General features: G+C 72.4%; 25 protein-coding genes. 22 read left to right on the forward strand and 3 right to left on the reverse strand.

Annotated features, from left to right (window positions below; genetic code table 11):
- Nucleotides 1-102 precede the first annotated feature (102 nt).
- From BLASA_RS10010 to pgeF, 3 genes are all read left to right on the forward strand, one after another.
- Nucleotides 103-747: a cell division protein FtsQ/DivIB gene (locus BLASA_RS10010; protein ID WP_231839602.1), complete on the forward strand. Its 645-nt coding sequence runs from the start codon at nucleotides 103-105 to the stop codon at nucleotides 745-747.
- A gap of 489 nt (nucleotides 748-1,236) precedes the next feature.
- Nucleotides 1,237-2,541, forward strand: a complete 1,305-nt coding sequence (ftsZ, locus tag BLASA_RS10015; RefSeq protein WP_014376014.1) for a cell division protein FtsZ — start codon at nucleotides 1,237-1,239, stop codon at nucleotides 2,539-2,541.
- Nucleotides 2,542-2,623: 82 nt separating this feature from the next.
- On the forward strand, nucleotides 2,624-3,367 hold the full coding sequence (gene pgeF / locus BLASA_RS10020) for a peptidoglycan editing factor PgeF (RefSeq protein WP_014376015.1): 744 nt from the start codon (nucleotides 2,624-2,626) through the stop codon (nucleotides 3,365-3,367).
- Between the two features lie 60 nt (nucleotides 3,368-3,427).
- Here pgeF and BLASA_RS10025 read toward each other — a convergent pair whose 3' ends face one another.
- Nucleotides 3,428-4,786 carry an RNA-guided endonuclease InsQ/TnpB family protein gene (locus BLASA_RS10025; RefSeq protein ID WP_014376016.1) on the reverse strand — a complete coding sequence of 453 codons (1,359 nt, stop codon included), beginning with the start codon at nucleotides 4,784-4,786 and terminating at the stop codon, nucleotides 3,428-3,430.
- A gap of 141 nt (nucleotides 4,787-4,927) precedes the next feature.
- On the opposite strand from BLASA_RS10025, the gene BLASA_RS10030 reads away from it, so the two are divergent.
- From BLASA_RS10030 to BLASA_RS10045, 4 genes are all read left to right on the forward strand, one after another.
- A complete protein-coding gene (locus BLASA_RS10030) occupies nucleotides 4,928-5,701 on the forward strand; it encodes a YggS family pyridoxal phosphate-dependent enzyme (protein WP_014376017.1) in 774 nt (257 codons plus the stop codon).
- 51 nt (nucleotides 5,702-5,752) lie between these two features.
- Nucleotides 5,753-6,484 (forward strand): cell division protein SepF, encoded by a 732-nt coding sequence (locus BLASA_RS10035; RefSeq protein WP_041775706.1) that lies wholly within the window; start codon nucleotides 5,753-5,755, stop codon nucleotides 6,482-6,484.
- Between the two features lie 49 nt (nucleotides 6,485-6,533).
- A complete protein-coding gene (locus tag BLASA_RS10040; RefSeq protein WP_014376019.1) occupies nucleotides 6,534-6,824 on the forward strand; it encodes a YggT family protein in 291 nt (96 codons plus the stop codon).
- 99 nt (nucleotides 6,825-6,923) lie between these two features.
- Nucleotides 6,924-7,652, forward strand: coding sequence for a DivIVA domain-containing protein (locus BLASA_RS10045; protein ID WP_014376020.1), 729 nt, complete (start codon nucleotides 6,924-6,926; stop codon nucleotides 7,650-7,652).
- Nucleotides 7,653-7,740: 88 nt separating this feature from the next.
- Here the strand turns inward: BLASA_RS10045 and BLASA_RS10050 are convergent, their stop codons facing one another.
- Nucleotides 7,741-8,133: a carbohydrate ABC transporter permease gene (locus tag BLASA_RS10050; protein ID WP_014376021.1), complete on the reverse strand. Its 393-nt coding sequence runs from the start codon at nucleotides 8,131-8,133 to the stop codon at nucleotides 7,741-7,743.
- 113 nt (nucleotides 8,134-8,246) lie between these two features.
- On the opposite strand from BLASA_RS10050, the gene BLASA_RS10055 reads away from it, so the two are divergent.
- Both BLASA_RS10055 and BLASA_RS10060 read left to right on the forward strand, forming a co-directional pair.
- Entirely contained in the window at nucleotides 8,247-9,365 is a 1,119-nt protein-coding gene (locus BLASA_RS10055) for an ABC transporter ATP-binding protein (protein WP_014376022.1), read from the forward strand.
- Nucleotides 9,366-9,418: 53 nt separating this feature from the next.
- Nucleotides 9,419-9,973 carry a lipase chaperone gene (locus tag BLASA_RS10060; RefSeq protein ID WP_014376023.1) on the forward strand — a complete coding sequence of 185 codons (555 nt, stop codon included), beginning with the start codon at nucleotides 9,419-9,421 and terminating at the stop codon, nucleotides 9,971-9,973.
- A 31-nt stretch (nucleotides 9,974-10,004) separates the two neighbouring features.
- Here the strand turns inward: BLASA_RS10060 and ileS are convergent, their stop codons facing one another.
- On the reverse strand, nucleotides 10,005-13,196 hold the full coding sequence (ileS, locus tag BLASA_RS10065) for an isoleucine--tRNA ligase (protein ID WP_014376024.1): 3,192 nt from the start codon (nucleotides 13,194-13,196) through the stop codon (nucleotides 10,005-10,007).
- A gap of 239 nt (nucleotides 13,197-13,435) precedes the next feature.
- Here ileS and BLASA_RS10070 point away from each other — a divergent pair, with 239 nt between their 5' ends.
- The 13 genes from BLASA_RS10070 (at nucleotide 13,436) to BLASA_RS10130 (ending at nucleotide 26,443) form a co-directional block, all read left to right on the forward strand.
- A complete protein-coding gene (locus tag BLASA_RS10070; RefSeq protein WP_014376025.1) occupies nucleotides 13,436-13,684 on the forward strand; it encodes a type II toxin-antitoxin system Phd/YefM family antitoxin in 249 nt (82 codons plus the stop codon).
- Nucleotide 13,685: 1 nt separating this feature from the next.
- A complete protein-coding gene (locus BLASA_RS10075; protein WP_014376026.1) occupies nucleotides 13,686-14,081 on the forward strand; it encodes a type II toxin-antitoxin system VapC family toxin in 396 nt (131 codons plus the stop codon).
- A 214-nt stretch (nucleotides 14,082-14,295) separates the two neighbouring features.
- Nucleotides 14,296-15,807, forward strand: a complete 1,512-nt coding sequence (locus BLASA_RS10080; RefSeq protein WP_014376027.1) for a potassium/proton antiporter — start codon at nucleotides 14,296-14,298, stop codon at nucleotides 15,805-15,807.
- A gap of 79 nt (nucleotides 15,808-15,886) precedes the next feature.
- On the forward strand, nucleotides 15,887-17,116 hold the full coding sequence (locus tag BLASA_RS10085) for a DUF4032 domain-containing protein (RefSeq protein ID WP_014376028.1): 1,230 nt from the start codon (nucleotides 15,887-15,889) through the stop codon (nucleotides 17,114-17,116).
- Between the two features lie 257 nt (nucleotides 17,117-17,373).
- Complete coding sequence (locus tag BLASA_RS10090) at nucleotides 17,374-18,624, forward strand: extracellular solute-binding protein (RefSeq protein WP_041775708.1); 1,251 nt, start codon at nucleotides 17,374-17,376, stop codon at nucleotides 18,622-18,624.
- A complete protein-coding gene (locus tag BLASA_RS10095; protein ID WP_014376031.1) occupies nucleotides 18,621-19,583 on the forward strand; it encodes a carbohydrate ABC transporter permease in 963 nt (320 codons plus the stop codon). Before BLASA_RS10090 ends, BLASA_RS10095 begins: the two co-directional genes overlap by 4 nt.
- A complete protein-coding gene (locus BLASA_RS10100) occupies nucleotides 19,583-20,416 on the forward strand; it encodes a carbohydrate ABC transporter permease (protein ID WP_014376032.1) in 834 nt (277 codons plus the stop codon). Before BLASA_RS10095 ends, BLASA_RS10100 begins: the two co-directional genes overlap by 1 nt.
- A gap of 35 nt (nucleotides 20,417-20,451) precedes the next feature.
- A complete protein-coding gene (locus BLASA_RS10105; protein WP_014376033.1) occupies nucleotides 20,452-21,729 on the forward strand; it encodes an ABC transporter ATP-binding protein in 1,278 nt (425 codons plus the stop codon).
- A gap of 73 nt (nucleotides 21,730-21,802) precedes the next feature.
- The gene (locus BLASA_RS10110) at nucleotides 21,803-23,488 is read left to right on the forward strand and encodes a glycoside hydrolase family 13 protein (RefSeq protein WP_014376034.1); all 1,686 of its coding nucleotides are present in this window, start codon (nucleotides 21,803-21,805) and stop codon (nucleotides 23,486-23,488) included.
- Between the two features lie 183 nt (nucleotides 23,489-23,671).
- Nucleotides 23,672-24,163, forward strand: a complete 492-nt coding sequence (gene lspA / locus BLASA_RS10115; protein ID WP_269446702.1) for a signal peptidase II — start codon at nucleotides 23,672-23,674, stop codon at nucleotides 24,161-24,163.
- 38 nt (nucleotides 24,164-24,201) lie between these two features.
- Entirely contained in the window at nucleotides 24,202-25,149 is a 948-nt protein-coding gene (locus BLASA_RS10120; protein WP_014376036.1) for an RluA family pseudouridine synthase, read from the forward strand.
- Nucleotides 25,150-25,157: 8 nt separating this feature from the next.
- Nucleotides 25,158-25,961: a CPBP family intramembrane glutamic endopeptidase gene (locus BLASA_RS10125; RefSeq protein WP_014376037.1), complete on the forward strand. Its 804-nt coding sequence runs from the start codon at nucleotides 25,158-25,160 to the stop codon at nucleotides 25,959-25,961.
- Nucleotides 25,962-25,978: 17 nt separating this feature from the next.
- Nucleotides 25,979-26,443, forward strand: a complete 465-nt coding sequence (locus tag BLASA_RS10130; protein WP_041775709.1) for a GNAT family N-acetyltransferase — start codon at nucleotides 25,979-25,981, stop codon at nucleotides 26,441-26,443.
- Nucleotides 26,444-26,494: the final 51 nt, after the last annotated feature.

Here is a 26,494-nt window from a genome sequence, read left to right on the forward strand (position 1 = left end):
TCCGGGAGCCGCCGTGCCCGGGTCGCGCCGATCCCTGACCGGCGTCCGTCCCGGCGGACGGTCCGGCGCCGTCGGTCCATCCGGATCGCCACGGCGCTGACCGTGGTCGCGGCGGTGGGCTGGCTGCTGTGGCTCGGGCCGGTGTTCGCGGTCCGCACGGTGCAGGTCGACGGGACGACCACGCTGTCGGCCGACCAGGTGCGGGAGGCCGCCCAGGTGCCGCGCGGCGTCCCTCTGCTGCGCGTCGACCTCGGCTCGGTGGAGGACCGGGTCGCCCGGCTCCCGCAGATCCGCGACGTGCAGGCCGCCCGCGGCTGGCCGGACCGGATCGTGGTGACCGTGGCCGAGCGGGTCCCCGTGGCCGTCGTCGGTGAGCGCGGCCGGCGGTCGCTGCTCGACGCCGGAGGCGTGCTGTTCGACACCGTCACAGGGGACGCCCCCCGAGGTGTCGTGCCACTCGACGTGGCCGACCCGGGACCGGAGGATCCCGCCACGACCGCTGGGCTGGCGGCCATCCGCACGCTGCCCGCCGGGCTGCGCGAGGAGGTGGTCGAGGTGGCCGCTCCCGACCCGCACGACATCAGCCTGACCATGGCCGGCGGGACGGTCGTGCGGTGGGGGAGCGAGGAGCGGTCGGAGACCAAGGGCACGGTGCTCGTGGCGCTGCTGGACCGGATCCGCGACGGCGAGCTGGACCCGGCCTTGGTCATCGACGTCAGCGCCCCGGACGCGGTCGTCCTGCGCTAGTCGTTCTGACCCGCTGCCGCCGCCGCGCCCAGCCCGCCCCACCGGCATAGGAACCTATGCCTACGGTTTGCCGCCGGGAACCGTATGCATAGGTTCCTATGCCGGAGTCCGGTTCCCGGCTCGGCCGATGCGCCGGTCGCGCACCGTCGTCGTCCGCCTGCGCACCGCCTCCGGCGGTCCGGGCCGCCGACACGCCGGTCGGTGCGACACGCCCGACACGCACAAGTCGCCGGGATGTTTCTGCTCTCGCCCGGCGGCGGCCGGGACGGTCACGGGACGAGACATTTTCGGCGCGAGTCGTCACGCGCGGTGGTGCTCATGTGACCAATGAGTCGCGGGTGTTCGGTGCGATTCGGTCTCACCGACACGCCGACGCGGAGATGGTGCTTGTAGCGCCTCTCCGCGCCCACCTAACTTCACCTCTGTCGACCGAGTTGACATAACTGTAAGGCTGAACTTGAGGATGAGGGTCCAGTTGGGGAGCGCCGCATGACACCTCCGCACAACTATCTAGCGGTCATCAAGGTCGTCGGCATCGGCGGCGGCGGGGTGAACGCGGTCAACCGCATGATCGAAGTCGGCCTCAAGGGGGTCGAGTTCATCGCGATCAACACCGACGCCCAGGCGCTGCTGATGAGCGACGCCGACGTCAAGCTCGACGTCGGCCGGGAGCTCACGCGGGGACTCGGCGCCGGTGCACAGCCCGACGTCGGCCGGCAGGCCGCCGAGGACCACCGGGAGGAGATCGAGGAGGTCCTCAAGGGGGCCGACATGGTCTTCGTGACCGCGGGCGAGGGTGGTGGCACGGGCACCGGTGGCGCCCCTGTGGTCGCCTCCATCGCCCGCAAGCTCGGGGCCCTGACCATCGGTGTGGTCACCCGTCCGTTCTCGTTCGAGGGCAAGCGGCGCGCGGTGCAGGCCGAGTCGGGCATCGAGGAGCTGCGCAACGAGTGCGACACGCTCATCGTGATCCCGAACGACCGGCTGCTGCAGCTGGGCGACCGGAACGTCAGCGTCATGGACGCGTTCCGCACCGCCGACCAGGTGCTGCTCTCCGGTGTCCAGGGCATCACCGACCTGATCACCACGCCCGGCCTGATCAACCTGGACTTCGCCGACGTCAAGTCGGTCATGTCCGGGGCGGGCTCGGCGCTGATGGGCATCGGCAGTGCACGCGGGGACAACCGTGCCCTGCTGGCCGCCGAGCAGGCGATCGCCAGCCCGCTGCTCGAGGCCTCGATGGAGGGCGCCCACGGCGTCCTGCTGTCGATTTCCGGCGGGTCGGACCTCGGCCTGTTCGAGATCAACGAGGCGGCCTCGCTGGTGTCCGACGCCGCGCACGCCGACGCCAACATCATCTTCGGCGCGGTGATCGACGACGCGCTCGGTGACGAGGTGCGGGTGACGGTCATCGCCGCCGGTTTCGACGGCGGCCGGCCCGGCTCCCGCAAGGAGACGGCCGGTGCGGGGATGGGCACCACCTCCGGTCAGCTGTCCACCGGCGGGGCCTCCCCGTTCGCCGCGCACCGCCGTCCGGTGGCACCTCCACCGGTCGCCGCTCCACCGGTAGCGGCGGCCCCTCCGGCCGCCGCCCAGCCGCCCGAGGCGCCGGTGAGCGGTGAGCGGCTCGCCCAGTCCCCGCCCGGCGCGGCGGCCGGGCGGCCGGCCGCGGGAGGCGGGCTGACCGTCCCTCCGCTGCCGCCGATCCCCGGCCCCCCGGCGAACGGCCGTCGGCCGCTGTCGAACGAGGACTTCGAGGAGGAGCTGGACATCCCGGAGTTCCTCAAGGGATAGCTGGAGCCCTCGACGGACCCCTGCTCCCGCCGCGCGCACGCTCGCGGCGGGACGCTGCAGCGGGACCGTAGGGTTGGTTCCGATGAGCACGAATCCGGCCGCCCCGTCGTCGGTGCGACCCCGCAGGGTCGTCACCGACCGGCGGGGCGGCCGTTCCCGTCCGCCGTACGACTCCTTCAACCTCGGAGGCCACGTCGGGGACGACCCGGCCGACGTCGCCGCCAACCGGGGCCGGGTGGCGCGGGAGCTCGGGGTGGGGGAGGACCGGCTGGTCTGGATGGACCAGGTCCATGGCACCGGTGTGGCCGTCGTCGACGGGCCGCAGGCCGGGCCGCTCCCGGCCACCGACGGCGTCGTCACGGCGACGCCGGGGCTGGTGCTGGCGGTGCTGGCCGCCGACTGCGTCCCGGTCCTTCTCGCCGACTCCGAGACCGGCGTCGTCGCGGCCGTGCACGCCGGCCGGGAGGGTGTGCGGCAGGGTGTCCTGCCGGCGGCCCTGTCGGCCATGGCCCGGCTGGGCGCGCGGGCGCGCCACGTGACCGCACTGCTCGGACCCGCCGTCTGCGGGGCCTGCTACGAGGTCCCGGCGCCGATGCAGGCCGAGGTCGCGCGGATCGCCCCGGCGGCCGCGGTGCGCACCCGCGCCGGTACCCCCGGGCTGGACCTGCGGGCGGGGGTCGAGGAGATCCTCCGCCGGGCCGGCATCCCCGAGGTGGTGCAGGACCCGCGCTGCACGGTGGAGGACCCGACCCTGTTCTCCCACCGCCGGGACGGTGTCACCGGGCGGCAGGCCGGGCTGATCTGGCTCGGCCCCCCCTTACGGTGAAAGTGTGATGGTTGCCCATCGCACCTACGCGCAAGCGCCCCTGTCCGGGGCGTCCAGTGCTTACGCCACGCCGAGGCGTGGCCCGCTGGTTCCTGCTTCACCGGGCAACACCGCCGCGACCTGGCCGGTCGCGGCTGACACCCGCCCTCCACAGGCATGCCGGCTACTGCCGGCTGTCGGGCCGCCCGGGTGGCGGTCCCCGTCCTGGGTTACGCACGGGCAGAGCCCGAGTGTGTGCTCGCCCCAGGCGGCGAGGTTCGCGGCGGCGTTGACGTCCCGGTCGGCCACGTGGCCGCAGGAGTCGTTGCCGCAGTGGTAGGTGCGCTCGGCGAGGGTGAGCTTGGGTCTCACCGCACCACATGCCGAGCAAGTCTTCGAGCTCGCGAACCAGCGATCCGCGACAATCAACTGCCCGCCGTGGCGGGCCGTCTTATAGGTCAGCTGCCGGGCGAGCTCGGCCCAGCCCTGATCGCCGATCGCGGCGGCGAGCGCGCGGTTGGCCATGAGGTTCTTCGTCGCCAGGTCCTCGACCACCACGACGCCGTGTTCTCGGGCCAGCTCGGCGGTGAAGGTATGCAGCGCTTCGGCACGGACGGCGGCGGCACGGGCGTGCGCCCGGCCGAGCCTGGCGACGGCCCGCCGCCGGTTCACCGAGCCTTTCTTCGTGCGGGACACCGTCCGCTGCAGATGCTTCACCTGGCGCAGCCGGTCCCGCAGCGCCCGGGACGCCGGCAACTGGGAGACAACCCGCCCCTCCGTCGTGGCGACGACGGCAGTCGTCTTGACGCCCCGGTCCACCCCGACGACCGGGCCGGCCGACGCAGTGCACTGCTCGGTCGGGACGCGAGCCTCACGCGTGTAGCTCACGGTGGCGTACCAGTGCCCGTCCGAGGACCGGCTGACGGTGATGTGTTGCAGGACCGCCTGGCCACGCCGCAGCAGTCGGCGCAGCTTCGCCTGCTGCGGGCACGCCGAGCTGATGCGCACCCAGCCGTACTTGGCCAGCCGCACTCGGCCGACCTCGAGCGCCAGGCCGTCGCGGACGGTAAACCGCGCGCGGTCCCGGCGCCGGGCCTTGAACCGCGGGAACCGGCGCTTCCCGGCGAGGAACGCCTGGTGCGCGTTCGCCGCGTCGCGTAGCGCGTACCGGAACGTCCACGTGGAGTGCTCGCCCGCCCACGGCGCCACCTCGGGCCGCTCGGCGGTCCACAGTTTGCCCAAAGCGAAGTAGTTGAGCGGCCGGACCCGGTCAGTCCGCTCGATGCCGTAGGTGGCCTCGGCGGCCCACTGGTCGGCGTTCGCCTTGATCTTCGCCAGGGCCCAGTTCCACGCCTTGCGACGAGCACCCGCGGCGCGCAGCAGCACGCTGGCCTGGACGTCGGTCACGTCCAGCCGCACCCGCACCGCACCATGCGTCACGAGCCCGATAGTGCCGGGCGGGTCCGACAAGATCAGGAAACCTGCATCACGCCTTCACCGTAAAGGGGGGGGGCTCGGCTGAGGCGGACATCGCCCCGACCGTCCTGGCCACTCTCTGCAGGATTCCGGGAGGATCGCGTCATGAGTCCGCTCGAGGAGAACCTGCGCGCGGTCCGTGCCCGCATCGACGCGGCGGCCCGGGCGGCGGGACGGGATCCGGCGGGGGTCGCCCTGCTCGCGGTGAGCAAGACCTGGCCGGCCGACGACGTCCGCGCGCTCGCCGCCCTGGGCCAGCGGGACTTCGGCGAGAACCGGGTCCAGGAGCTGCTGGGGAAGACGGCCGAGCTCGATGACGTGCACCTCCGGTGGCACTTCGTGGGCCAGCTGCAGCGGAACAAGGCCGCGGCCGTCGCGCGGACCGGTGCCGTCGTCCACTCGGTGGACCGGGCCTCGCTCGCCACGGTCCTGGACCGGGCGGGCCAGGAGGCCCGGCGCCCGATCGAGGTCCTCATCCAGGTCGACCTCGGGGGTCCGGCCGGTCAGGCAGCCGCGCGGGGCGGGGCCCGGCCGGACGAGGTGCCGGCCCTGGCCGATGTCGTCGCCGGCGCACCGGCATTGCGCCTCCGCGGCCTGATGGCGGTCGCTCCGCGCGGCGAGCAGCCGGCTCCCGCCTTCGCGCGCCTGGCCGCCGTCGCCGAGCGCCTGCGCGCGGACCACCCGGAGGCGGTGCAGATCTCCGCGGGCATGAGCGAGGACCTGGAGGAGGCGGTGGCGGCCGGCGCCACGCTCGTGCGTGTCGGAACCGCGTTGTTCGGCCGGCGGGCCCTACCCTGCGGTGAGTTCGAGGAACACCAGCCACGTGAGTCACAGCAGTCACACGGGCCGCACGGTCATCGGGCATCCGGAACGATGTGACGACGATCGTGCAGACGCGACGCTGAGGACACCAGCAGAGGGGGAGGTCCGATGGCTGGAGCCATGCGGAGGATGGGGATCTACCTGGGGCTCGTCGAGGACGAGGACACCCGGGGCTACGGCCGGTACGACTCCCGGCAGTCCGACGGGCTGGACCACGACCGTGGCTACGGGCGGTACGGCGAGGACCGCTACGCCGACGACTACGCCGACCGGTCCTACGCCGACGACGACTACGCCGGCCCGTACGCCGACGACGCCCCGCAGGTCGCCGAGGTGGCCGCCGCCCGCGACGCCGAGCCCCTGTCGGTCCGGCGCGTCCAGGCCCGTCCGCTGGGCCTCGCCCCGGTCGGAGCGGGCTCGGGGGCGGCCGGCGCCCGCCGGAACAGCAACCTGAGCAGCGGTATGAACAGCGGCCCCGTCGCCGCCGCGAGCCTCGCGGTCCGCGAGCCCGTCGCAACCCCCGAACCGGAGCCGGAGCCCGTGTCCGCACCTGTGGCCAAGAACTACCGCATCACGACCCTCAAGCCGCGCACCTACAACGAGGCGCGGACCATCGGCGAGCGTTTCCGCGACGGCATGCCGGTCATCATGAACCTGACCGAGATGGACGACGCCGACGCGAAGCGGCTCGTCGACTTCGCTGCCGGCCTGAGCTTCGGCTTGCGCGGTAGTATCGAGCGCGTCACGGCGAAGGTGTTCCTGCTCAGCCCGCAGGACGTCGCCGTCACGGCTGAGGACAAGGCGAAGATCCGCGAGGGCGGGTTCTCCGACAAGTCCTGAGCGGCGGAGTGGAGTCGGCACCGGGGGGTGCCCTGAACGAGCGGGGCCCGTGTCTCTTTTCTGGCAGATTCTCTCCTCGGTGCTGCTCGTCTTCCTCGTGCTGCTCTTCGCGCGGTTCGTGGTCGACTGGGTGATGGTCCTGGCCCGCAGCTGGCGGCCCTCGGGCGCCGTCGCGGCTGGGCTGGAGGTTGTCTACTCCGCCACCGATCCGCCGCTGAAGGCTGTCCGCAAGGTCATCCCACCGCTGAGCCTGGGGTCCATCCGACTGGACCTCGGGTTTATGGTGCTGCTGATCGCCGTGGTGGTCCTCCGGAGCATCACGCTGTCTCTCGCCCGATGATCGCCGCTCCCCCCGGGATCTGGGCCGTCGGGCGGCCGCGCACCACCGCGTCCCGTCCGACTCTGTCCTTGTGCCCGCCCTCCGACCCGAGGTGACCCGATGCCACTGACGCCTGCCGACGTGCACAACGTCGTCTTCAAGAAGCCACCCATCGGCAAGCGGGGCTACGACGAGGACGAGGTCGACGCCTTCCTCGATGTCGTCGAGGCCGAGCTGGCCCGCCTGATCGAGGAGAACAACGAGCTGCGGGCCACGGCCGGTCGCGCCGGCGTCCGTGTCGAGGAGCGGCCCGAGCCGGCCGCCCCCGTCGCGCCGCCGGTGGCCGCCGCGCCGCCGCCCCCGGTCCAGCAGCCGCGGGAGGACGACAGCGCGCGCGCGTCGCGGATGCTGGCCCTGGCGACCGAGACCGCCGACCGGTACGTCAACGAGGCGAAGACGCAGGCCGAGCAGATGGTCAGCGGCGCCAAGACCAACAGCGAGCGCCTCATGACCGAGGCCCGTACCAAGAGCGAGCAGATGGTCGCCGAGGCCAAGCACCGGGCCGACTCGATGATCGGCGACGCCCGCACGCGCGCCGAGACCGTGGAGCGCGAGGCGCGGGCCAAGGCCGCCGCGCTCGACCAGGACGCCGAGCGCCGGCACGTCGAGGTCATGGGCACGCTGGAGGAGAAGCGGAGCAGCCTCGAGCGCAAGATCGAGGAGCTGCGCACCTTCGAGCGCGAGTACCGCACCCGGCTCCGCTCCTACCTCGAGTCGCACCTGCGCGACCTCGACAGCCGCGGGTCGGCCGAGCCGGCCACGGCCGGGCGGCAGAACCAGCACGCTTAGGACGCTCGTACGACGACGGGGCTCCGGACCGACTCGGTCCGGGGCCCCGTCGTCGTGTCGGCCCCCTCGGGGGCCGTCCTGAGGCATGTCAGCCCTTGACGCTGCCGGCCAGCAGACCGCGGACGAAGTAGCGCTGCAGCGCCAGGAAGACGACCAGCGGTACCACCATCGCCACGAAGGCTCCGGAGGCGAGCAGGTACCAGTCGGAGCCGCGGGTGCCGACCATCTCGGCCAGGCGGACGGTCAGCGGGACGGTGTCGGGGCCGCTGGCGAAGGTCAGGGCGACGAGCAGGTCGTTCCACACCCACAGGAACTGGAAGACCCCGAAGGCGGCGATCGCCGGGGTGAGCAGGGGCAGCAGCACGCGGAAGAAGATCTTCACGTGCCCGGCGCCGTCCATGCGGGCGGCCTCGACCAGCGACGCCGGGATCTCCTTCATGAACTTGTGCAGCAGGAAGATCGCCAGCGGCAGCGCGACCATCGAGTGCGACAGCCAGACGGTCCAGAAGGACCCGGCCAGGCCGGGGCGCGTGGTGGTCTTCGGGTCGTGGCCGTGCCAGAGTGGCGCCCACTCATCGGTGCAGGAAGGACCCCATGGCCGCCATCACCTTCGACCACGCCACCCTGGTCTACCCCGGCGTGACCCGCCCGTCGGTCGATGCGCTGGAACTCGAGATCCCCGACGGTGAGTTCCTCGTGCTGGTCGGCCCGTCGGGGTGCGGCAAGTCCACCTCGCTGCGGATGCTGGCCGGCCTGGAGGAGGTCACCGAAGGCAGCATCCGCGTCGGCGACCGGGACGTGACCCACCTGCCGCCCAAGGACCGGGACATCGCGATGGTGTTCCAGAACTACGCGCTCTACCCGCACATGACGGTGGCCGAGAACATGGGCTTCGCGCTGAAGATCGCCGGGGTGTCCAAGGAGGAGCGGGCCACGCGGGTGCGCGAGGCGGCGAAGATCCTCGATCTCGAGCCGTACCTGGACCGCAAGCCCAAGGCGCTGTCGGGTGGTCAGCGGCAGCGGGTGGCCATGGGCCGGGCCATCGTGCGCCAGCCGCAGGTCTTCCTGATGGACGAGCCGCTGTCGAACCTGGACGCGAAGCTGCGGGTGCAGACCCGCACCGAGATCGCGGCGCTGCAGCGCCGGCTCGGGGTCACCACCGTCTACGTCACCCATGACCAGGTCGAGGCCATGACGATGGGCGACCGGGTCGCCGTGCTCAGCGAGGGCGTGCTCCAGCAGGTGGACACACCCCGCAACCTCTACGACCGCCCGGCGAACGTGTTCGTCGCCGGGTTCATCGGCTCGCCGGCCATGAACCTGCTCGAGGTGCCCGTGCGCGACGGAGGTGCGGTCGTCGGCGGGTACTCCGTCCCGCTGCACCCTGCGGTTCTCGCGGCACTGGACCAGGAGGGCAGCCAGACCGCCACACTGGGCTTCCGGCCGGAGTCGGTCGAGTTCGCCGGCACGGGGGAGGGCATCCCGGTCGAGGTGCTGATCGTGGAGGAGCTGGGCTCCGACGCCTTCGCCTTCGCCTACGGCCGGCTGGCCGCCGGGGCGGTGCCCGGTACGGAGCACGACCAGCTGGTCCTGCGGGCCGACGCGCGCCGGCCGCCGGCGAAGGGAGCGGTCGTGCACGTGACGGTCCGGCCGGGTGAGGTGCACGTCTTCTCCCCGAAGACGGGCCTCCGGGTCTCGCCGATCGAGGGCTGACCCGCGGGCCGGCCGCCGGGCGGCGGGTCCGTCCTGCGCCTACAGTCCTCGGGGTGATCATGGGTGCCGCCCTGCTGGTGCTCCTCGGCCTGGGGCTGTTCGTCGCCGGGCTCCTGACCGGTGTCACCGCCTGGTACTGGGCCTGCGTGGCCGTCTGCGCCGCCGCGGCGGTCCTGATCGTCCTGGCCCGCCGTTCGATGAGCCGCGCCCCGGTCCGCACCGCCGCCGGCGCCGCGGGCGCCTCGGGGCCGGTCGCCGCCGCGCCCGCCGAGACGGTCACCGCCGCCACGCCGGCCGGGACCACGGAGAGCGGCGCGTCAGCCGCCGGTGCACCGGTACCGGCGGTCCGGCACGACGAGCCGGACGACCCGCCCGTGGAGGAGGTCGAGGTCACCGACCTGCTGCTGATCGTCGATCTCACCGACGAGGTGCTCGTCGTCGACGAGCACCCGCGGTACCACGTCGCCGACTGCAGGTGGCTGCAGGGGCGCAGCACCATCCCCCTGCCGCTGGACGAGGCCCGGACCGACGGCTTCACCCCCTGCGGGGTGTGCCGGCCGGACCGGACCCTCGCCGCACGTGCGCGGGCCCGGCGCTCGGGGAGCTGACCGAGCGCCGGGCCCGAGCCGGGCGGAGTGATCAGCGGGCGCGGGCGATCCAGAACCGGGAACCCTCGGGGCCCTCGACGCACTCCCCGGTGCCCGCGGTACCGGCGTGCACCGTGCTGGCCAGAACCTCGCCGGCCCACTGCCCGGTGTGCTCGGTGAGCGCCCGGGCCATGGCGCCGTCGGCCGTCCACGACAGCTCGATGCGGTCGCTCACCTCCAGGCCGCTGTTCTTGCGGGCCTCCTGGATCAGCCGGACGGCTTCGCGCACCAGGCCCGCCCGCTCCAGCTCCGGGGTGAGCGTGAGGTCCAGCGCGACGGTGAGCCCGCCGGCGCTGGCCACGGTCCAGCCCTCCCGGGGAGTCTCGGTGACGATCAGGTCGCCGTCCTCGAGCGGCACGGGGACGCCCTCGACGTCCACGGTGGCCGTGCCGGCCCGGTAGTCGGCGACCAGCGCGGCCGCGTCGGCGGCGGTGACGGCCTTCGCCACCGCCTGCACCTGCTTGCCGAGCCGGCGTCCCACGGCCCGGAAGTCGACCTTCAGGCTGACGTCGACCAGCTCGCCGTCGGCGCCCGACAGCTCGGCGACGTCCACGACGTTGAGCTCGTCGGCCACCTCGGCGACCAGCTCGCGCGGCAGCGACGACCAGCCCGGGGCGGCGACGACGGCGCGGGCCAGCGGCTGCCGGGTGCGCACCTTCGACGAGGTCCGGGCCGACCGGCCCAGCTCCACCAGGCGACGCACGAGGTCGACCTGGGCCACCAGCGCGTCGTCCCGGGCGCCCTCGTCGACGGACGGCCAGCTGGCCAGGTGCACCGAGTCGGGGGCGTCCGCGCCGAGGCCGGGCAGCACCGCGCGGGTCCAGACCTCCTCGGTCACGAACGGGGTGAACGGCGCCATGAGCCGGGTCAGGCCGTCGAGCACCTCGTGCAGCGTGCCCAGGGCGGCGGGGTCGCCGTCCCAGAACCGCCGCCGGGACCGGCGCACGTACCAGTTGGAGAGGTCGTCGACGAACTGCGCGATGAGCCGTCCGGCGCCCTGGGTGTCGAAGTCCTCCAGCGCCGTGGTGACGCCGTCGGTGACGGCGGCCAGCTCGGCCAGCGCCCAGCGGTCGAGCAGCGGGCGCCCGGTACGCGCCGGGGGAGGGGCGGTTGCCGGGTCCCAGCCGTTGGCCTCGGCGTAGAGGGTGCAGAAGCTGGCGGTGTTCCAGTAGGTCAGGAGCACCTTGCGGACGACCTCGGACAGCGTCTCGTGGCCGACCCGGCGGGCCGACCACGGGGATCCACCGGCGAGCATGAACCAGCGGACGGCGTCGGCGCCGTGCCGGTCCATCAGCGGGATGGGCTCCAGGATGTTGCCCAGGTGCTTGCTCATCTTGCGGCCGTCCTCGGCGAGGATGTGGCCCAGGCAGAGCACGTTCTCGTAGGAGCTCTTCTCGAACACCAGCGTGCCGACCGCCATGAGCGTGTAGAACCAGCCGCGGGTCTGGTCGATGGCCTCGCAGATGAACTGCGCCGGGTAGGCGGCCTCGAACTCGGCCTTGTTCCGGTGCGGGGCCCCCCACTGGGCGAAGGGCATGGAGCCCGAGTCGTACCAGGCGTCGATGACCTGGCGGACGCGGCGGAACGTGCCGTCCTCGCCGGGCAGCGTGAACGTCACGTCGTCGATGAACGGCCGGTGCGGGTCGAGGTCGGAGAGGTTCCGTCCGGTCAGCTCCGAGAGCTCGGCCAGCGAGCCGACGGCGACCATCCGGCTCGGATCGGCGTCGTTGCGCCAGATCGGCAGCGGCGTGCCCCAGTACCGGTCGCGGGACAGCGCCCAGTCGACGTTGTTGTTCAGCCAGTCGCCGTAGCGGCCGGTCTTGATGCTCTCGGGGTACCAGTTGGTCTTCTCGTTCTCGGCGAGCAACTGGTCCTTGATCGCGCTCGTCCGGATGTACCAGGACGGCTGGGCGTAGTACATCAGCGGCGTGTGGCAGCGCCAGCAGTGCGGATAGCTGTGCTCGTACCGGATCTCGCGGAACAGCACCCCGCGGGCCTTGAGGTCCTCGACCAGCGCGGGGTCGGCGGCCTTGAAGAAGTGGCCCCCGACCAGCGGGACGTCGGGCAGGAAGTGCCCGGTCGGGTCGATCGGGTTCACGACCGGCAGGCCGTAGCCGCGGCAGACGGCGAGGTCGTCGGCGCCGAAGGCGGGGGACTGGTGCACCAGCCCGGTGCCGTCCTCGGTGGTGACGTAGTCGGCGAGCACGACGTAGTGCGTGGGGACGTCGTCCGGGAACTCGACCAGCTCGAACGGCCGCTGGTAGCCGACCCGCTCCCAGTCGCGGCCGCTGGTCCGCGCGAGGACTTCGATGCCATGGCCCTCGGCGTCCTCGCCGAGGACGGCGGCCAGCAGGGGCTCGGCGACGACGACGGGCACGTCGTCCGACCCGGCGGCCCGCGCCACGACGTAGGCCACGTCGGGGTGGACGGCGACGGCGGTGTTGGACGGCAGCGTCCACGGCGTCGTCGTCCAGACGAGCAGGTCGGCCTTGCCGGCCCACTCGCCACTGGTGACCGGCAGCCGGACGTAGACCGAGGGGTCGGTGAGGGTCTCGTAGCCCTGAGCGACCTCGTGGTCGGACAGGCCCGTGCCGCAACGCGGGCAGTAGGGCGCGACCCGGTGGTCCTCGACGAGCAGCCCCTTGTCGAAGATCTGCTTGAGCGACCACCAGACGCTCTGGATGTAGGACGGGTCCATCGTCCAGTAGGCGGTGGACATGTCGACCCAGTAGCCCATCCGGCGGGTGAGCTCGGAGAACGAGTCCACGTGCCGCTCGACCGACTCGCGGCAGCGCGCGTTGAACTCGGCGATGCCGTAGCGCTCGATGTCGGGCTTGCCGGCGAAGCCGAGCTCCTGCTCGACCGCGATCTCCACCGGCAGGCCGTGGCAGTCCCACCCGGCGCGGCGCGGCACCGAGAAGCCCTGCATGGTCTTGAACCGGGGGAAGACGTCCTTGAAGGCCCGCGCCTCGATGTGGTGGGTGCCCGGCCGGCCGTTGGCGGTGGGCGGGCCCTCGTAGAAGGTCCACTGCGGGCGGCCGGCGGACTCCTGCAGCGAGCGGTCGAAGACCTTGTCGGCCTCCCAGCGGTCCAGGATGCGCTGCTCCAGGGCGGGCAGGTCGACCTGCGGGGGCAGCGCCCGGAAGGGGCTCTGGTGATCGGGCTGCGGGACGGGGCTGCTCACGCCGTCATCATCCCAGCCGCCGCTCAGCAGAGGTGGTCCGGATCCCTGTCCCGGTCAGGCCGCCGCGAGAACCCTCACCGCGGGGAGCCCACGGGGCGTCCTCGCCCAGCGGCCGCGGAACTCGGGGTCTGCGCCAGCTTGACCAAGGCTGTGCTCGTGAAGCCGCCGCAGAACGTGCAGCACCGCCCGGCTCCGCTTCTTCCGTAGCAGAATGTCGCACATCTTGCTACGATGTGGCGATGGCGAAGACCATCGCGCAGCGCGAACTGCGCAACGAGAACGCGAAGGTGATCGATGCCGTGGCGGCCGGAGAGACCTTCGTCATCACCCGCAATGGCGAACCGGTTGCCGAGCTCCGGCCCGCTCGTGCTGGCCGGCGCGTCTTCATCTCCCGCGACGAGGTCGCAGCACTGGCGGCAACGAGCGTGCGGATCGACAGGCATCGATTTCGAGCCGATCTCGACCAGGTGATCGACCAAGGCCTGTGACATGAGCTCCGGACTGCTCGACACCTCGGTCGTCGTCGACTGGCACGATCCGATCGTTGTCGCGGCATTACCGGACCAGGTGTCGATCTCGGCGATCACTGCTGCTGAGCTGGCGGCCGGGCCGCACCTTGCCGCCACTCCCGCCGAAGCGGCGAGAAGGCAGGTGCGGCTGCAAGAAGTCGAGGCGAGCATGGCGCCGCTTCCGTTCGACGGCACGACTGTGCGCAGCTACGGACTCGTGGTCGCCGCCGTCGTGCGCGAAGGACGCAAGCCGCGCAGCCGATTTGCGGACCTGCTGATCGCAGCGACCGCACACGCCAATGGCCTCGATCTCTACACCCGCAACGGCGATGACTTCACAGGACTCGACGACCTCGTCCGCGTCGTCGCCATCTGAAGTGCCGCTCCTGGGGAGTCTGTCGTTCTGCGCTGAGGACATCGGCATGACGCACTGACCGAGCCGCCCATCGGCGCGATCATCCGAGCCCGGCCGGCCCGCGACGGCGCGCGTAGGCATCCACCGAGGGGTGCGGCCGCTGCCCCGTGGCCAAGCATGGCGGCTCTTCGCGGTTCCTGGTGCTGCGGGAGACTGCTCCCATGAGGGGGCCCCGGTGAACACGACCGTCACCGTCGCCCTCGCCGTGGGGGCCGCCGTCGTCCTGCTGGCCGCGGTGGCCCTGCGGGTGGCCGACCGCCTGGGACTGCCCAGCCTCCTGCTGTACCTGGCGATCGGGGTGGTGCTGGGCGAGAGCGGCGTGGGCGTCGAGTTCGACGACTACTCGCTGGCCCAGACCCTGGGCGTGGCCGCCCTGCTGGTCATCCTCGCCGAGGGTGGCCTGACCACCCGGTGGGCCGACGTCCGGCGGGCGGCTGGTCCCGGGCTCACCCTGGCCACGCTCGGCGTCGTCCTCAGCATCGGCGTCACCGCGGCCGTGACCGTCTGGCTGCTGGGCTGGTCGTGGGGCGTGGCCCTGCTCGTGGCCGCGGTCATCAGCTCCACCGACGCCGCCGCGGTGTTCGCGACGCTGCGCCGGCTGCCCCTTCCCCGCCGGGTGGCCGCATCGCTGGAGACCGAGAGCGGGCTCAACGACGCGCCGGTCATCCTGCTGGTCGTCGTGCTCTCCGACGTCCTCACCGGCGGCGCGACCGGGCCCTGGTGGATCGTGCCGGTCGAGGTGGTGGCTCAGCTGGCCGGCGGGGCGGCGCTCGGGCTGGCCGTCGGCTTCGGCGGCGCGGAGCTGCTGCGGCGGGTGGCCCTCCCGCTGTCGGGCTTCTACCCGCTGGCCACCCTCGCGTTGTGCGTGCTGGCCTTCGCCGGCGCCTCGCTCGCGCACACCTCCGGCTTCGTCGCCGTCTACCTCTGCGGGCTCGTGCTCGGCAACGCCACGCTGCCGCACCGCTCGGCCAGCATCGGTTTCGCCGACGGCATGGCCTCGCTCGCCCAGATCGGGCTGTTCGTGATGCTGGGCCTGCTGGTCTCGCCCGCGCGGCTACCCGAGGCGGTCGGCCCGGCGCTGCTCGTGGGCGGTGCGCTGCTGCTGCTGGCGCGGCCGCTGTCGGTCGTGGCCAGCCTCGTCTGGTTCCGCTTCCCGTTGCGCCAGCAGGTGTTCATGTCCTGGGCCGGGTTGCGCGGCGCCGTCCCGATCGTCGTGGCCACCTTCCCGCTGACCGCCCAGGTGCCCGGCGCCACCATCGTCTTCGACACCGTGTTCGTGCTGGTCGTGGTGTTCACCCTCGTGCAGGGGTGGTCGCTGCCCTGGGTCGCCCGGCGGCTGGGCATCGCCGCGCCGGTGGCCCCCCGGGAGATCCAGGTGGAGGCGGCGCCGCTGGAGGAGCTGGACGCCGAGCTGATGCAGATGACCGTGCCGGCCGGCTCCCGGCTGCACGGCGTCTACCTGCCGGAGCTGCGGCTGCCCGAGGACGCCGCGGTGGTGCTGATCGTCCGGGACGGCCGGGCGTTCGTGCCCGACGAGACGACCCGCCTCATGCGCGGCGACCAGGCCCTGCTGGTCTCGGCGCGGGCCTCCCGCGAGGAGGCCGAGCGGCGGCTGCGCGCGGTCAGCCGCGCCGGCCGGCTGGCCAGCTGGCGCGGGGAGGCCGGTCGCCCGGACGAGACCGACTGACACCGGGCGCGCCGCGCTGCGGGGTGGCATCGTGACGGGAAGTCCGTGCTCGTCCAGGACCGGCCACCGGGAGCGGCTGATGCGGTACCTCTTCCGTCCTCCGGCCACCGACGCGACGGGTCTGCTCAGCCTGCCCTGGCACCAGCCGCTGGAGGAGTGGGACGACGCGCACCTGCTCGACGTCCCGCAGCGCGGCATCTCCCGGCACGTCGTCCGCTTCGTGGCCGTCGAGGGCCGGGTGTACGCGCTGAAGGAGATCGCCGAGCCGCTGGCCCGGCACGAGTACGCGCTGCTGGCCCAGTTCGAGGCGGAGGGGCTGCCCGCGGTCTCCGTGCTCGGCATCTGCATCGACCGCCCGGACGACCAGCAGGCCATCCTGGTGACCCGCTACCTCGAGTACTCGATGTCCTACCGCTGGCTGTTCTCGGGGCCGCAGGGCGAGCGCTCGGCCGACCAGCTGCTCGACACGATGGTCGTCCTCCTGGTGCGGCTGCACCTGGCCGGCATCTTCTGGGGCGACTGCTCGCTGTCCAACACCCTGTTCCGGCTGGATGCGGGAACCTTCGCCGCCTACCTGGTCGACGCCGAGACCGTCGAGCGCTACCCCAGCCTGACCCGGGGCCAGCGGGCCTACGACGTCGACCTCGCCCGTGAACGGGTCGGCGCCGAGCTGCTCGACCTGCGGGCGGGCGGCCTGCTGCCGGCCGGGGTCGACCCGTTCGAGGTGGCCGAGGGCCTCCCGCGACGCTACGAGTCGCTGTGGGAGGAGGTGACCCGTGAGGAGGTGTTCCGCACCGACGAGCAGCGCTACCGCATAGCTGAGCGCCTGCAGCGGCTCAACCAGCTCGGCTTCGACGTCGGGGAGGTCGAGCTGATCACCGCCGAGGACGGCACCCGGCTGCGTGTGGAGACCCGGGTCGCCGACCCCGGGCACAACCGCCGGGAGCTGTTCCGCCTCACCGGCCTGGAGGTGCAGGAGCGCCAGGCGCAGCGGCTGCTCAACGACGTCCGCGCGTACCGCGCCTACCTGGAGCAGCAGGCCGGCCGGCCGGTGCCCGAGAGCACCGCCGGCCACCAGTGGCTGGCCGAGGTCTACCAGCCGGTCGTCGACGCGATCCCGCCGGACCTGGCCGGACGGCTGGCGCCGGCGGAGGTCTTCCACGAGGTGCTCGAGCACCGCTGGTTCCTGTCCGAGCGCGCCGGCCGGGACGTCGGGACGACGCAGGCCGCCCAGTCCTACTTCACCACCGAGCTGCCCAAGACGCCGCAGGAGCTCACCACGCCGTCGGTGATCGCCGGGCGGAAGTAGCGGCCGACCGTGCGGGGCATCGACGGGTCGGTCTCGGTCCGGTCGCGTTTCCGTACCGGGCACCGCTTCGAATTGACACCCTCTGTGTGCTGGATCACGCTCCTAGCACTGCGTTGATCACTGGCTGGCCGCACCAACGGAGGACGATGACTGTGCCGAGCGAGGCGGGCGAACGATCACGAGCGACCCCGACGATTCATCGACGGTCACCGGCGCGGTCCTCGACTCGCCGTCTCGCCGGCGGCGCCGCCGCGCTGATGCTGGCATCCGGCCTCGCGGCCTGCGGCGGCGGCGGGAGTGACGTCCCGGTGCTCAACTGGTACACCAACCCGGACTCCGGCGGGCAGGCGGAGATCGCTGCCCGGTGCACCGATGCGGCTGACGGCCAGTACCGGATCGCGACGTCGGTACTGCCGCGGGAATCCTCCGCACAGCGCGAGCAGCTGATCCGCCGCCTGGCTGCAAACGACTCCTCGATCGACATCATGAGCCTGGATCCGCCGTACATCCCCGAGTTCGCCGAGGCCGGCTTCCTCGCCCCGGTGCCTGAGGACGTGGCCGAGCGGGTCACCGAGGACACCGTCGAGAGCGCAATCGAGGGTTCGACCTGGGACGGTGAGCTGGTCGCCGTCCCGTTCTGGGCCAACACCCAGCTGCTCTGGTACCGCGAATCCGTGGTCGAGGCCGCGGGACTGGACATGAGCGAGCCGGTGACCTGGGAACAGCTGGTCGAGGTCTCCCAGGAGCAGGACGTGCGGATGGGCGCTCAGGGCATCCGGGCAGAGGCGCTCACCGTGTGGCTGAACGCGCTCATCGAGTCGGCCGGCGGCTCGATCATCCAGGAGAACGCCGAGGACCCGGCCGACATCGAGCTCGGTCTGGCCACCGACGCGGCCACGCGGGCTGCCGAGATCATGCACACCGTCGCCGAGAGCGGGCAGGTCTCGCCCGCCTTCTCGACCACCGGCGAGGGCGAGAACGCCGTCGCCTTCGAGAGCGAGGACGCCGGCTTCATGGTCAACTGGCCCTTCGTGTGGCCGCAGGCCCTGGCCGGGGTCGAGGCCGGCACGCTCGACCCATCAGTCCCCGAGGACTACGGGTGGACCATCTACCCGCGGGTGAACGAGGACGAGCCGGCGGCGCCCCCCTACGGCGGGATCAACCTCGGCATCGGGGCCTTCAGCGAGTACCCCGAGTTCGCCTACGAGGCGGCCGAGTGCATCGTCAGCGACGAGAACCAGGCCTACTACTTCATCACCAACGGCAACCCGGCGTCGTCGACCACGGTCTACGACGACCCCGAGGTGCTGGAGCTGTTCCCGATGGCCCCGGCAATCCGGGAGTCGTTGGAGATGGCCGCTCCGCGCCCGCAGACGCCGTACTACAACGAGGTGTCGGTGGGGATCCAGCGCACCTACCACCCGGTGACCTCGGTGGAGCCCGGAGCCACCGGTGAGGTGGCTGCGGCACTGATCAATGCCGTCCTGCGAGGGGAGCAACTGCTGTGAGCACCACGACGCTGCCCCCCGGGCAGAAACAGCAACCCGTCTCGGCCCCCCCGAGGCAGGTCAGCGACCGCTCCCGCAGTGAACGGCGGCTGGCCTGGATGCTCGCGGGACCCGCCTTCGTGGTGATGCTCGCCGTCACCGCCTACCCGATCCTGCAAGCCGTCTACGAGTCGCTGTTCTCCTACCGGCTCACCGATCCGGCCAACCGGGAGTTCATCGGGCTGGACAACTACTGGGTCGTCCTCACCGATCCGCTGTGGTGGCAGGCGATCGGCGTCACCGTCTTCATCACCGTCGTCACGGTGGCCGTCGAGCTGGTCCTCGGCTTCGCCCTGGCCCTGGTCATGGCCAAGGCCCTACGAGGGCTCCGCCCGATCCTCCGCGCGGCCATCCTCATCCCCTACGCGGTCATCACCGTCGTCTCGGCCTTCGCCTGGGCCTTCGCCTTCGACCTCACCACTGGGTTCGTCAACAACTGGTTCGCCTGGCTCCCCGGGATCTCGGCGGACACGGACTGGTTCGGCGGCACGTGGTCGTCGCTGCTGGTGATCTGCCTGGCAGAGATCTGGAAGACGACGCCCTTCATCTCGTTGCTCCTGCTCGCCGGGCTGGCGCAGGTGCCCGAGGTGCTGCAGGAGGCCGCCAAGGTCGACGGCGCGACGTGGTGGCAGCGGATGACACGGGTCACCATCCCCAACATGAAGGCGGCCATCATGGTCGCCCTGCTGTTCCGCACGCTCGACGCCTTCCGGGTCTTCGACAGCATCTTCGTCATGACGGGCGGGGCCAACGGCACCGAGTCGGTGTCGTTCCTGGCCTACCGGCAGACCATCGCCCGGCTCGAGATCGGACTCGGGTCTGCCGTGTCGGTGCTGCTGTTCCTCGCCGTGGTGCTCATCGCCTTCGGCTTCATCAAGGGGTTCAAGGTCGACCTGTCGCAGGCGAGAGGAGACAAGTGATGTCGCGCAGGGAGAAGACCTGGTGGATCGTCGGGGGCATCGCAATCATCATCTACGCGCTGTTCCCGATCGCGTGGATCGTCTCGCTGTCGTTCAAGGGCCCGTCGGACATCGCCAACGGTCAGTTCCTGCCCACCCAGTTGACCTGGGAGAACTACAGCCTGATCCTCACCGGTGCCGCCAGCGACCTGTTCCTGCCGGCGCTGCGCAACTCGTTCGGCATCGTCCTCATCGCCACGGCGATCGCGTCGGTGCTGTCGATGTTCGCGGCCTACGCGATCGCGCGGCTGGACTTCCGCGGCAAGAAGCTCATCCTCGGCACCGCGCTGGCCGTCGCGATCTTCCCGGTCATCTCCATCGTCACGCCGCTGTTCAACGTGTGGCGCAACATCGGCCTGTACGACACCTGGCCAGGCCTGATCATCCCGTACCTGTCGCTGACGCTGCCCATCTCGATCTGGACGATGTCGGCGTTCTTCCGCGAGATCCCCTGGGAGATGGAGCAGGCGGCCCAGGTCGACGGGGCGACCACCTGGCAGGCGTTCCGCCGGGTGATCGTGCCACTGGCCGCGCCGGGTGTGTTCACCACGGCGATCATCGCCTTCTTCATCGCGTGGAACGACTTCGTCTACGGGATCTCACTGACCTCGACGAGCGCGGCCCGGCCGGTACCTGCCGCGCTGGGGCTGTTCTCCGGAGCATCGCAGTTCGTGGACCCGACCGGCAGCATCGCTGCGGCCGCAGTGATCGTGACCATCCCCGTCATCGTGCTGGTACTGATCTTCCAACGCCGCATCGTCGCCGGTCTGACCAACGGCGCCGTCAAGGGCTGACCTCTGCTCCACCGACCCATCGAGGGGACGAACCAATGGCTTCCATCGAGATGCGCAACATCGTCAAGCAGTACGGCGACGGGTTCCCGGCGGTGAACGACGTCAGCCTCGACATCGCCGACGGGGAGTTCATGATCCTCGTCGGCCCGTCCGGGTGCGGGAAGTCGACGCTGCTGCGGATGATCGTCGGGCTGGAGGACATCACCGGCGGGGACATGGTCATCGGCGGCAACCGGGTCAACGACAAGGCGCCCCGCGATCGCAACCTGTCGATGGTCTTCCAGAACTATGCGCTGTACCCGCACATGAGCGTCTTCGAGAACATCGCCTTCCCGCTGCGCCTGTCCAAGACGCCGGACGACGAGGTGCGCCGCCGGGTCACGGAGGCCGCCGACGTGCTGGAGCTCCAGGAGCACCTCGACCGCAAGCCGGCCAATCTCTCCGGAGGTCAGCGGCAACGGGTGGCGATGGGGCGGGCGATCGTCCGCCAGGCCGAGGCCTTCCTCTTCGACGAGCCGCTGTCCAACCTCGACGCGAAGCTCCGCGGTCAGATGCGCACCGAGATCTCCCGGCTGCAGCGCCGCCTCGGCATCACCACCGTCTACGTCACCCACGACCAGACCGAGGCCATGACCCTCGGCGACCGGGTGTGCGTCCTGCGCAAGGGGGTCATCCAGCAGGTCGCCTCGCCGCGCGAGCTCTACGACCAGCCGGTCAACCTCTTCGTCGCAGGCTTCATCGGCTCGCCGCCGATGAACTTCCTGCCGGCCACGGTCGAGGGCCGACGGCTCCAGACGCCCTTCGGCACCATGGAGCTGGACGACAGGCGGGCCGCGGCCGTCTCCGGCCGTGACCTCCTGCTGGTCGGCATCCGGCCCGAGTACTTCGAGGACGCCTCTCTGGTCGACGAAGCCAAGCGGCCGCACGGCACGACCTTCCGTGCCCGGGTCGACGTCACCGAGTGGCTCGGTGACCAGCAGTACGCCTACATCCCGTACGACGCGCCGGAGGAGGTGCAGAACCAGCTGCGCGAACTTTCCCGCGAGCTGGACTCCGAGGCGCTGCGCACCCAGGCGATCGTCTCCATCGACTCGACCAGCCGGATCCGTGAAGGCCGGGACGCCGAGTTCTGGATGGACAGCCGGAAGGCGCACGTGTTCGACCCGAGCACCGGCGAGAACCTCACCCGGGACGCCGAGGCCGGCGCCGAGCTCACCCGGCTGGCCGAGGAGGACCGGCAGGAGCAGGTCGAAGAGGCGCGGTCCCGCGGCGAGAGCATCAGCGGCGACCGGCGGGGCGCCGACGTCGCGTAGCAGCCGACGTGCCGGCGCGGCCCGGACGGACTCCCCACCGCATGTGGGGGACCGTCCGGGCACACTCGTGCCCGTGACTTCCAGCGAGCCGGCATCGACGGGCGCGGTCGACGGTGTGCGAGCCCCGTGGTGGCGCTCGGCCGTGATCTACGAGGTGTACCTGCGCAGCTTCGCCGACACGGACGGCGACGGCACCGGTGACCTCCGCGGCCTGCGCTCCCGATTGCCCTACCTCGCCGAGCTCGGCGTCGACGCGGTCTGGATCACTCCCTGGTACCCGTCACCGCTGGCCGACGGCGGCTATGACGTCAGCGACTACCGCGACATCGATCCCCGCTACGGCACCCTGGCCGACGCCGACGCCCTCGTCGCCGACGCGCACGCGCTGGGCCTGCGCATCGTGATCGACCTGGTTGCCAACCACACCTCGGCGGAGCACCCGTGGTTCACGGCGGCGCTGGCCGCGCACCCTGGTTCGCCCGAGCGGGAGCGGTACTTCTTCCGCGACGGCCGGGACGGTGGCGACTCGCCGCCCAACGACTGGATCAGCGCCTTCGGCGGACGGGCCTGGACCCGGGTGACCGAATCCGACGGCGGTCCCGGGCAGTGGTACCTGCACACGTTCGCGCCGGAGCAGCCCGACCTGGACTGGGAGAACCCGGAGGTCCAGGACGACTTCGACGAGGTCCTGCGGTTCTGGTTCGAGCGCGGCGTGGACGGCGTCCGGATCGACGCGGCACCGGCGATGGCGAAGAAGGCCGGCCTGCCCGACGCCGGCCACGCACCGGACGCGCTCTTCGAGTCGGCCCGGTGGGTCGACAGTCCGCACTGGGACGTCGAGGGCGTGCACGAGATCCTCCGCCGCTGGCGCCGGCTCGCCGACGGCTACGACGGTCACCGGCTGATCGTCACCGAGTCGGTCGTCAACGGTCCCGAGCGGCTGGCCCGCTACGTGCGCCCGGACGAGGCGCACACCACGTTCAACTTCGACTACCTGCACGCCCCCTGGCACGGCCCGACCCTGCGGTCGGTGATCGACGCCACGCTGACCTCGCTGGCGCCGCACGGGGCGCCGGCCACCTGGGTGTTGTCCAGCCACGACGAGACCCGGCCCGTGACCCGCTTCGGCCGGGCCGAGACGGGCATCGCGCTGATGGGCACCGGCTCGACGGGCCAGCCCTCCGACCTCGCGCTGGGGCTGCGCCGGTCGCGGGCTGCCCTGCTGCTCACCCTCGCGTTGCCCGGTGGCGCGTACCTGTACCAGGGGGAGGAGCTGGGACTGCCTGAGGTGGAGGACCTGCCCGAGGACGTCCTCCAGGACCCCACCTGGCAACGGTCCGGACGCACCGTCCGGGGCCGGGACGGCTGCCGGGTACCCATGCCCTGGTCCGGCGCCCACCCGCCGTTCGGGTTCACCGCTCCCGGCGTCGCGCCCTGGCTGCCGCAACCGCGCGGCTGGGCCACCCTCACCGCCGAGGCGCAACGGGCGGACCCAGGCTCGATGCTGTCGCTGTGCCGCACGGCGCTGCACCTCAGGCGGATCCGGCCGGAACTGCACGACGCGCCGCTCACCTGGGTGGCGGAGTTCCGTGACCGGCCGGAGGTGCTGGCGTTCGACCGCGGCCCGGCGCTGCGGTGCCTGGTCAACCTCTCGCCCGAGCCGGTCGCCCTCGAGGACCACGGCCGCGTCCTGCTCGCCAGCGGACCGGACGACGGTTCGTTGGCAGCCGACACCGCCGTCTGGCTCGACCGTACGTGACCCGGGATCGGTCGACGACGAGGCGGGGCGACTATCGTCGTCGGCGCCGCCGGGTCATCCGGCCGGTGCCGCCCGACCCTGGAGCCCGACCTGACCGAGCACGTCGATCCGGCTGACGGCGCACCCGGCGGGTCCTCCGCCGCCGCGCCCCCCGCCAGGCCGCGCACCCGGCTGCTGCTGACGCTGGCCACCGTCGTCCTGCTCGCCGATCTGGTGACCAAGCTCGTCGCCGTCGCGATGATCGAGCCCGGCGAGGACATCCGGGTGCTCGGCGGCGCGCTGTACCTCACCAACCTGCGCAACACCGGCGCGGCGTTCTCCTTCGCCGAGGGCTTCACCGTGGTCTTCACGCTGATCGCGGTGGCGGTCGCCGTCGTCATCCTGCGCACCGCCCGACGGCTGCGGTCGACGGGCTGGGCGGTGGCCCTCGGGCTGGTGCTCGGCGGAGCACTGGGCAACCTGGTCGACCGGATCTTCCGCGACCCCGGCTTCCTGCGCGGCGGCGTCGTCGACTTCCTGTCGGTCTTCGGCCCCGACGGGGAGGTGTGGCCGGTGTTCAACGTCGCCGACTCCGCGATCGTCTGCGGCGGCGTCCTGGGCGCGGTGATGGCCCTGCGGGGCATCGAGTTCGACGGCACCCGGGGCGACGCGGAGGACCGGCCCGACACCGCCTGAGGTTCCGCTGCGACGCCGTGTCCGCGCCGACCCGCACAATGGTGCCCGTGACCAGCGCTCCCGGCCTGCACCGGGCCCTTCCGGTGCCCGACGGCCTGGAGGGGCAGCGGGTCGACCAGGCCCTCTCCCGGCTGTTCGGACTGAGCCGCACCGCCGCGGCCGAGGTGGCCGACGCCGGCCACGTCGTCGTGGACGGTCGGGTCCGCGGCAAGGGCGACCGGCTGACCGGCGGGAGCTGGCTGGAGGTCGAGCTGCCGCCCCCGCCCGGCGAGCCGGCCCCGCCGAAGCCGGTCCAGGGGATGGCGGTCCTGCACGACGACGACGACCTCGTGGTCGTCGACAAGCCGGTCGGCGTCGCCGCGCATCCGAGCCCCGGCTGGGACGGGCCCACGGTCATCGGTGGCCTGGCCGCGGCGGGCTACCGGATCTCGACCTCGGGCGCAGCCGAGCGGCAGGGCGTCGTGCACCGGCTGGACGCCGCCACCACCGGCGTCATGGTGGTGGCCAAGAGCGAGCGCGCGTACACGGCGCTCAAGGCCGCGTTCAAGGAGCGCACCGTCGCGAAGGGCTACCACGCCCTGGTGCAGGGCCATCCCGACCCGTCGCGCGGCACCATCGACGCACCGATCGACCGGCACCCCCGCCACGACTGGAAGTTCGCCGTGGTCAGCGGCGGTCGCCCGTCGATCACGCACTACGAGGTGACCGAGGCCTTCGCCGCAGCCAGCCTGGTCGACATCCGGCTGGAGACCGGCCGCACGCACCAGATCCGGGTGCACTTCTCGGCCCTGCGGCACCCGTGCGTGGGTGACACCACCTACGGCGCCGATCCCACGCTCGCCGCCCGGCTGGGCGTGTCCCGCCAGTGGCTGCACGCGGTGCGGCTGGGCCTCCCGCACCCGGCCGACGGCCGCTGGGTCCAGTTCACCAGCGAGTACCCGCCCGACCTCGCCGGCGCGCTGGGCGTGCTGCGCGCCGAGGCCTGACCCCTCCGGTGTCGGGTCTGCCGACCTCCCTCGCCGACTTCGGGCCGGCGGCGCTGGCCGCGGTCGTGGTGGCCGGCTACCTCGTCGTCGGGGAGCCGGTGGTGGGGCACGTCCTCCACCGTCGGTTCGAAGGGCGCCTGCGCACCGACGCGGGAGCGCGGCGGTCGTTCTACCGGCGGCTGCTGGTCCTGGAGTGGGGGCTGGCGGTGCTCACGTTCGTGGTCTGGCTGTTCGCGCCCGGCGTCGACGGCGGCGCCGTGGGGCTGCGGTGGCCGCAGGAGTGGCCGAGGTCGTTCACGGCGGTCGTCGTCGCGGTCGTGCTGCTGTTCGTGGTCGCCTCGACCCGGCAGCTCCGCTCCGGTGCGCTGCTGGAGATGGCCCGCCCCGCGCGCCGCCCGGGAGAGGGCCGGCACGCCGAGCCGCCCGGGCAGTCGACCCTCGCCCTGCTGCCCCGCACCGACGAGGAGCGGCGGCTGTTCACCGTGGTCGGCATCACCGCCGGGGTGTGCGAGGAGTGGCTCTACCGCGGCTTCTTCCTGGCCGTGGTGTCGGCCGTGGTGGGCGGTGCCCCGCCGTTCGTGCTGGTGGTCGTCGCCGCCGTCGCGTTCGGGCTGGCGCACGCCTACCAGGGCCGGGCGGGGATCCTCCTCACCGGCGTCCTCGGTGGCGTGATGGCCGGCCTCTACCTGGACACCGGTTCGCTGCTGCTGCCGGTGCTGCTGCACGCGTTGATCGACCTCCGGTTCCTGCTGGTGCCGGCCAGTGCCCTGCCCTCGTCGCTGCACGGCCCGCGGGAGGCCCCCGGGGTCTGAGCGGCGCGCCCGGCAGGATGGGCGCCGTGTCGAGCCCCACCGCGCAGGTCGCCACCGCCGCCGACTGGCCCGAGGTCGCACGGCTGCGCACCCGCGTCTTCGTGGAGGAGCAGGGTGTCCCGCCGGAGATCGAGCAGGACGCCGCCGACGCGACCGCCGTCCACGTGCTCAGCCGCGACGACGCGGGGCGGCTGGTCGCCACCGGGCGGCTGCTGGTGGACGGGCCGACGGCGCGGATCGGCCGGATGGCCGCGGCCGCCGACGTCCGGGGCCGGGGCCACGGCGCCGCGGTGCTGGCCGAGCTGCACCGCCAGGCGGCCGCCCGGGGCGCCACGGAGGTCGAGCTGCACGCCCAGCTGCCGGCCCGCCGGTTCTACGAGCGCGAGGGGTACACGGCCGTCGGCGACGTGTACGAGGAGGCCGGTATCGCGCACGTCACGATGCGCCGGCGGCTCGGGGAGGGGCGTGCGGGAGCCGTGTGACGGAGTGGTCCGGATCGCCGAGACACGAACTTGTCGGTGGTCGCCGGTACA

The sequence above is a fragment of the Blastococcus saxobsidens DD2 genome (assembly GCF_000284015.1).
Lineage (GTDB): Bacteria > Actinomycetota > Actinomycetes > Mycobacteriales > Geodermatophilaceae > Blastococcus > Blastococcus saxobsidens_A.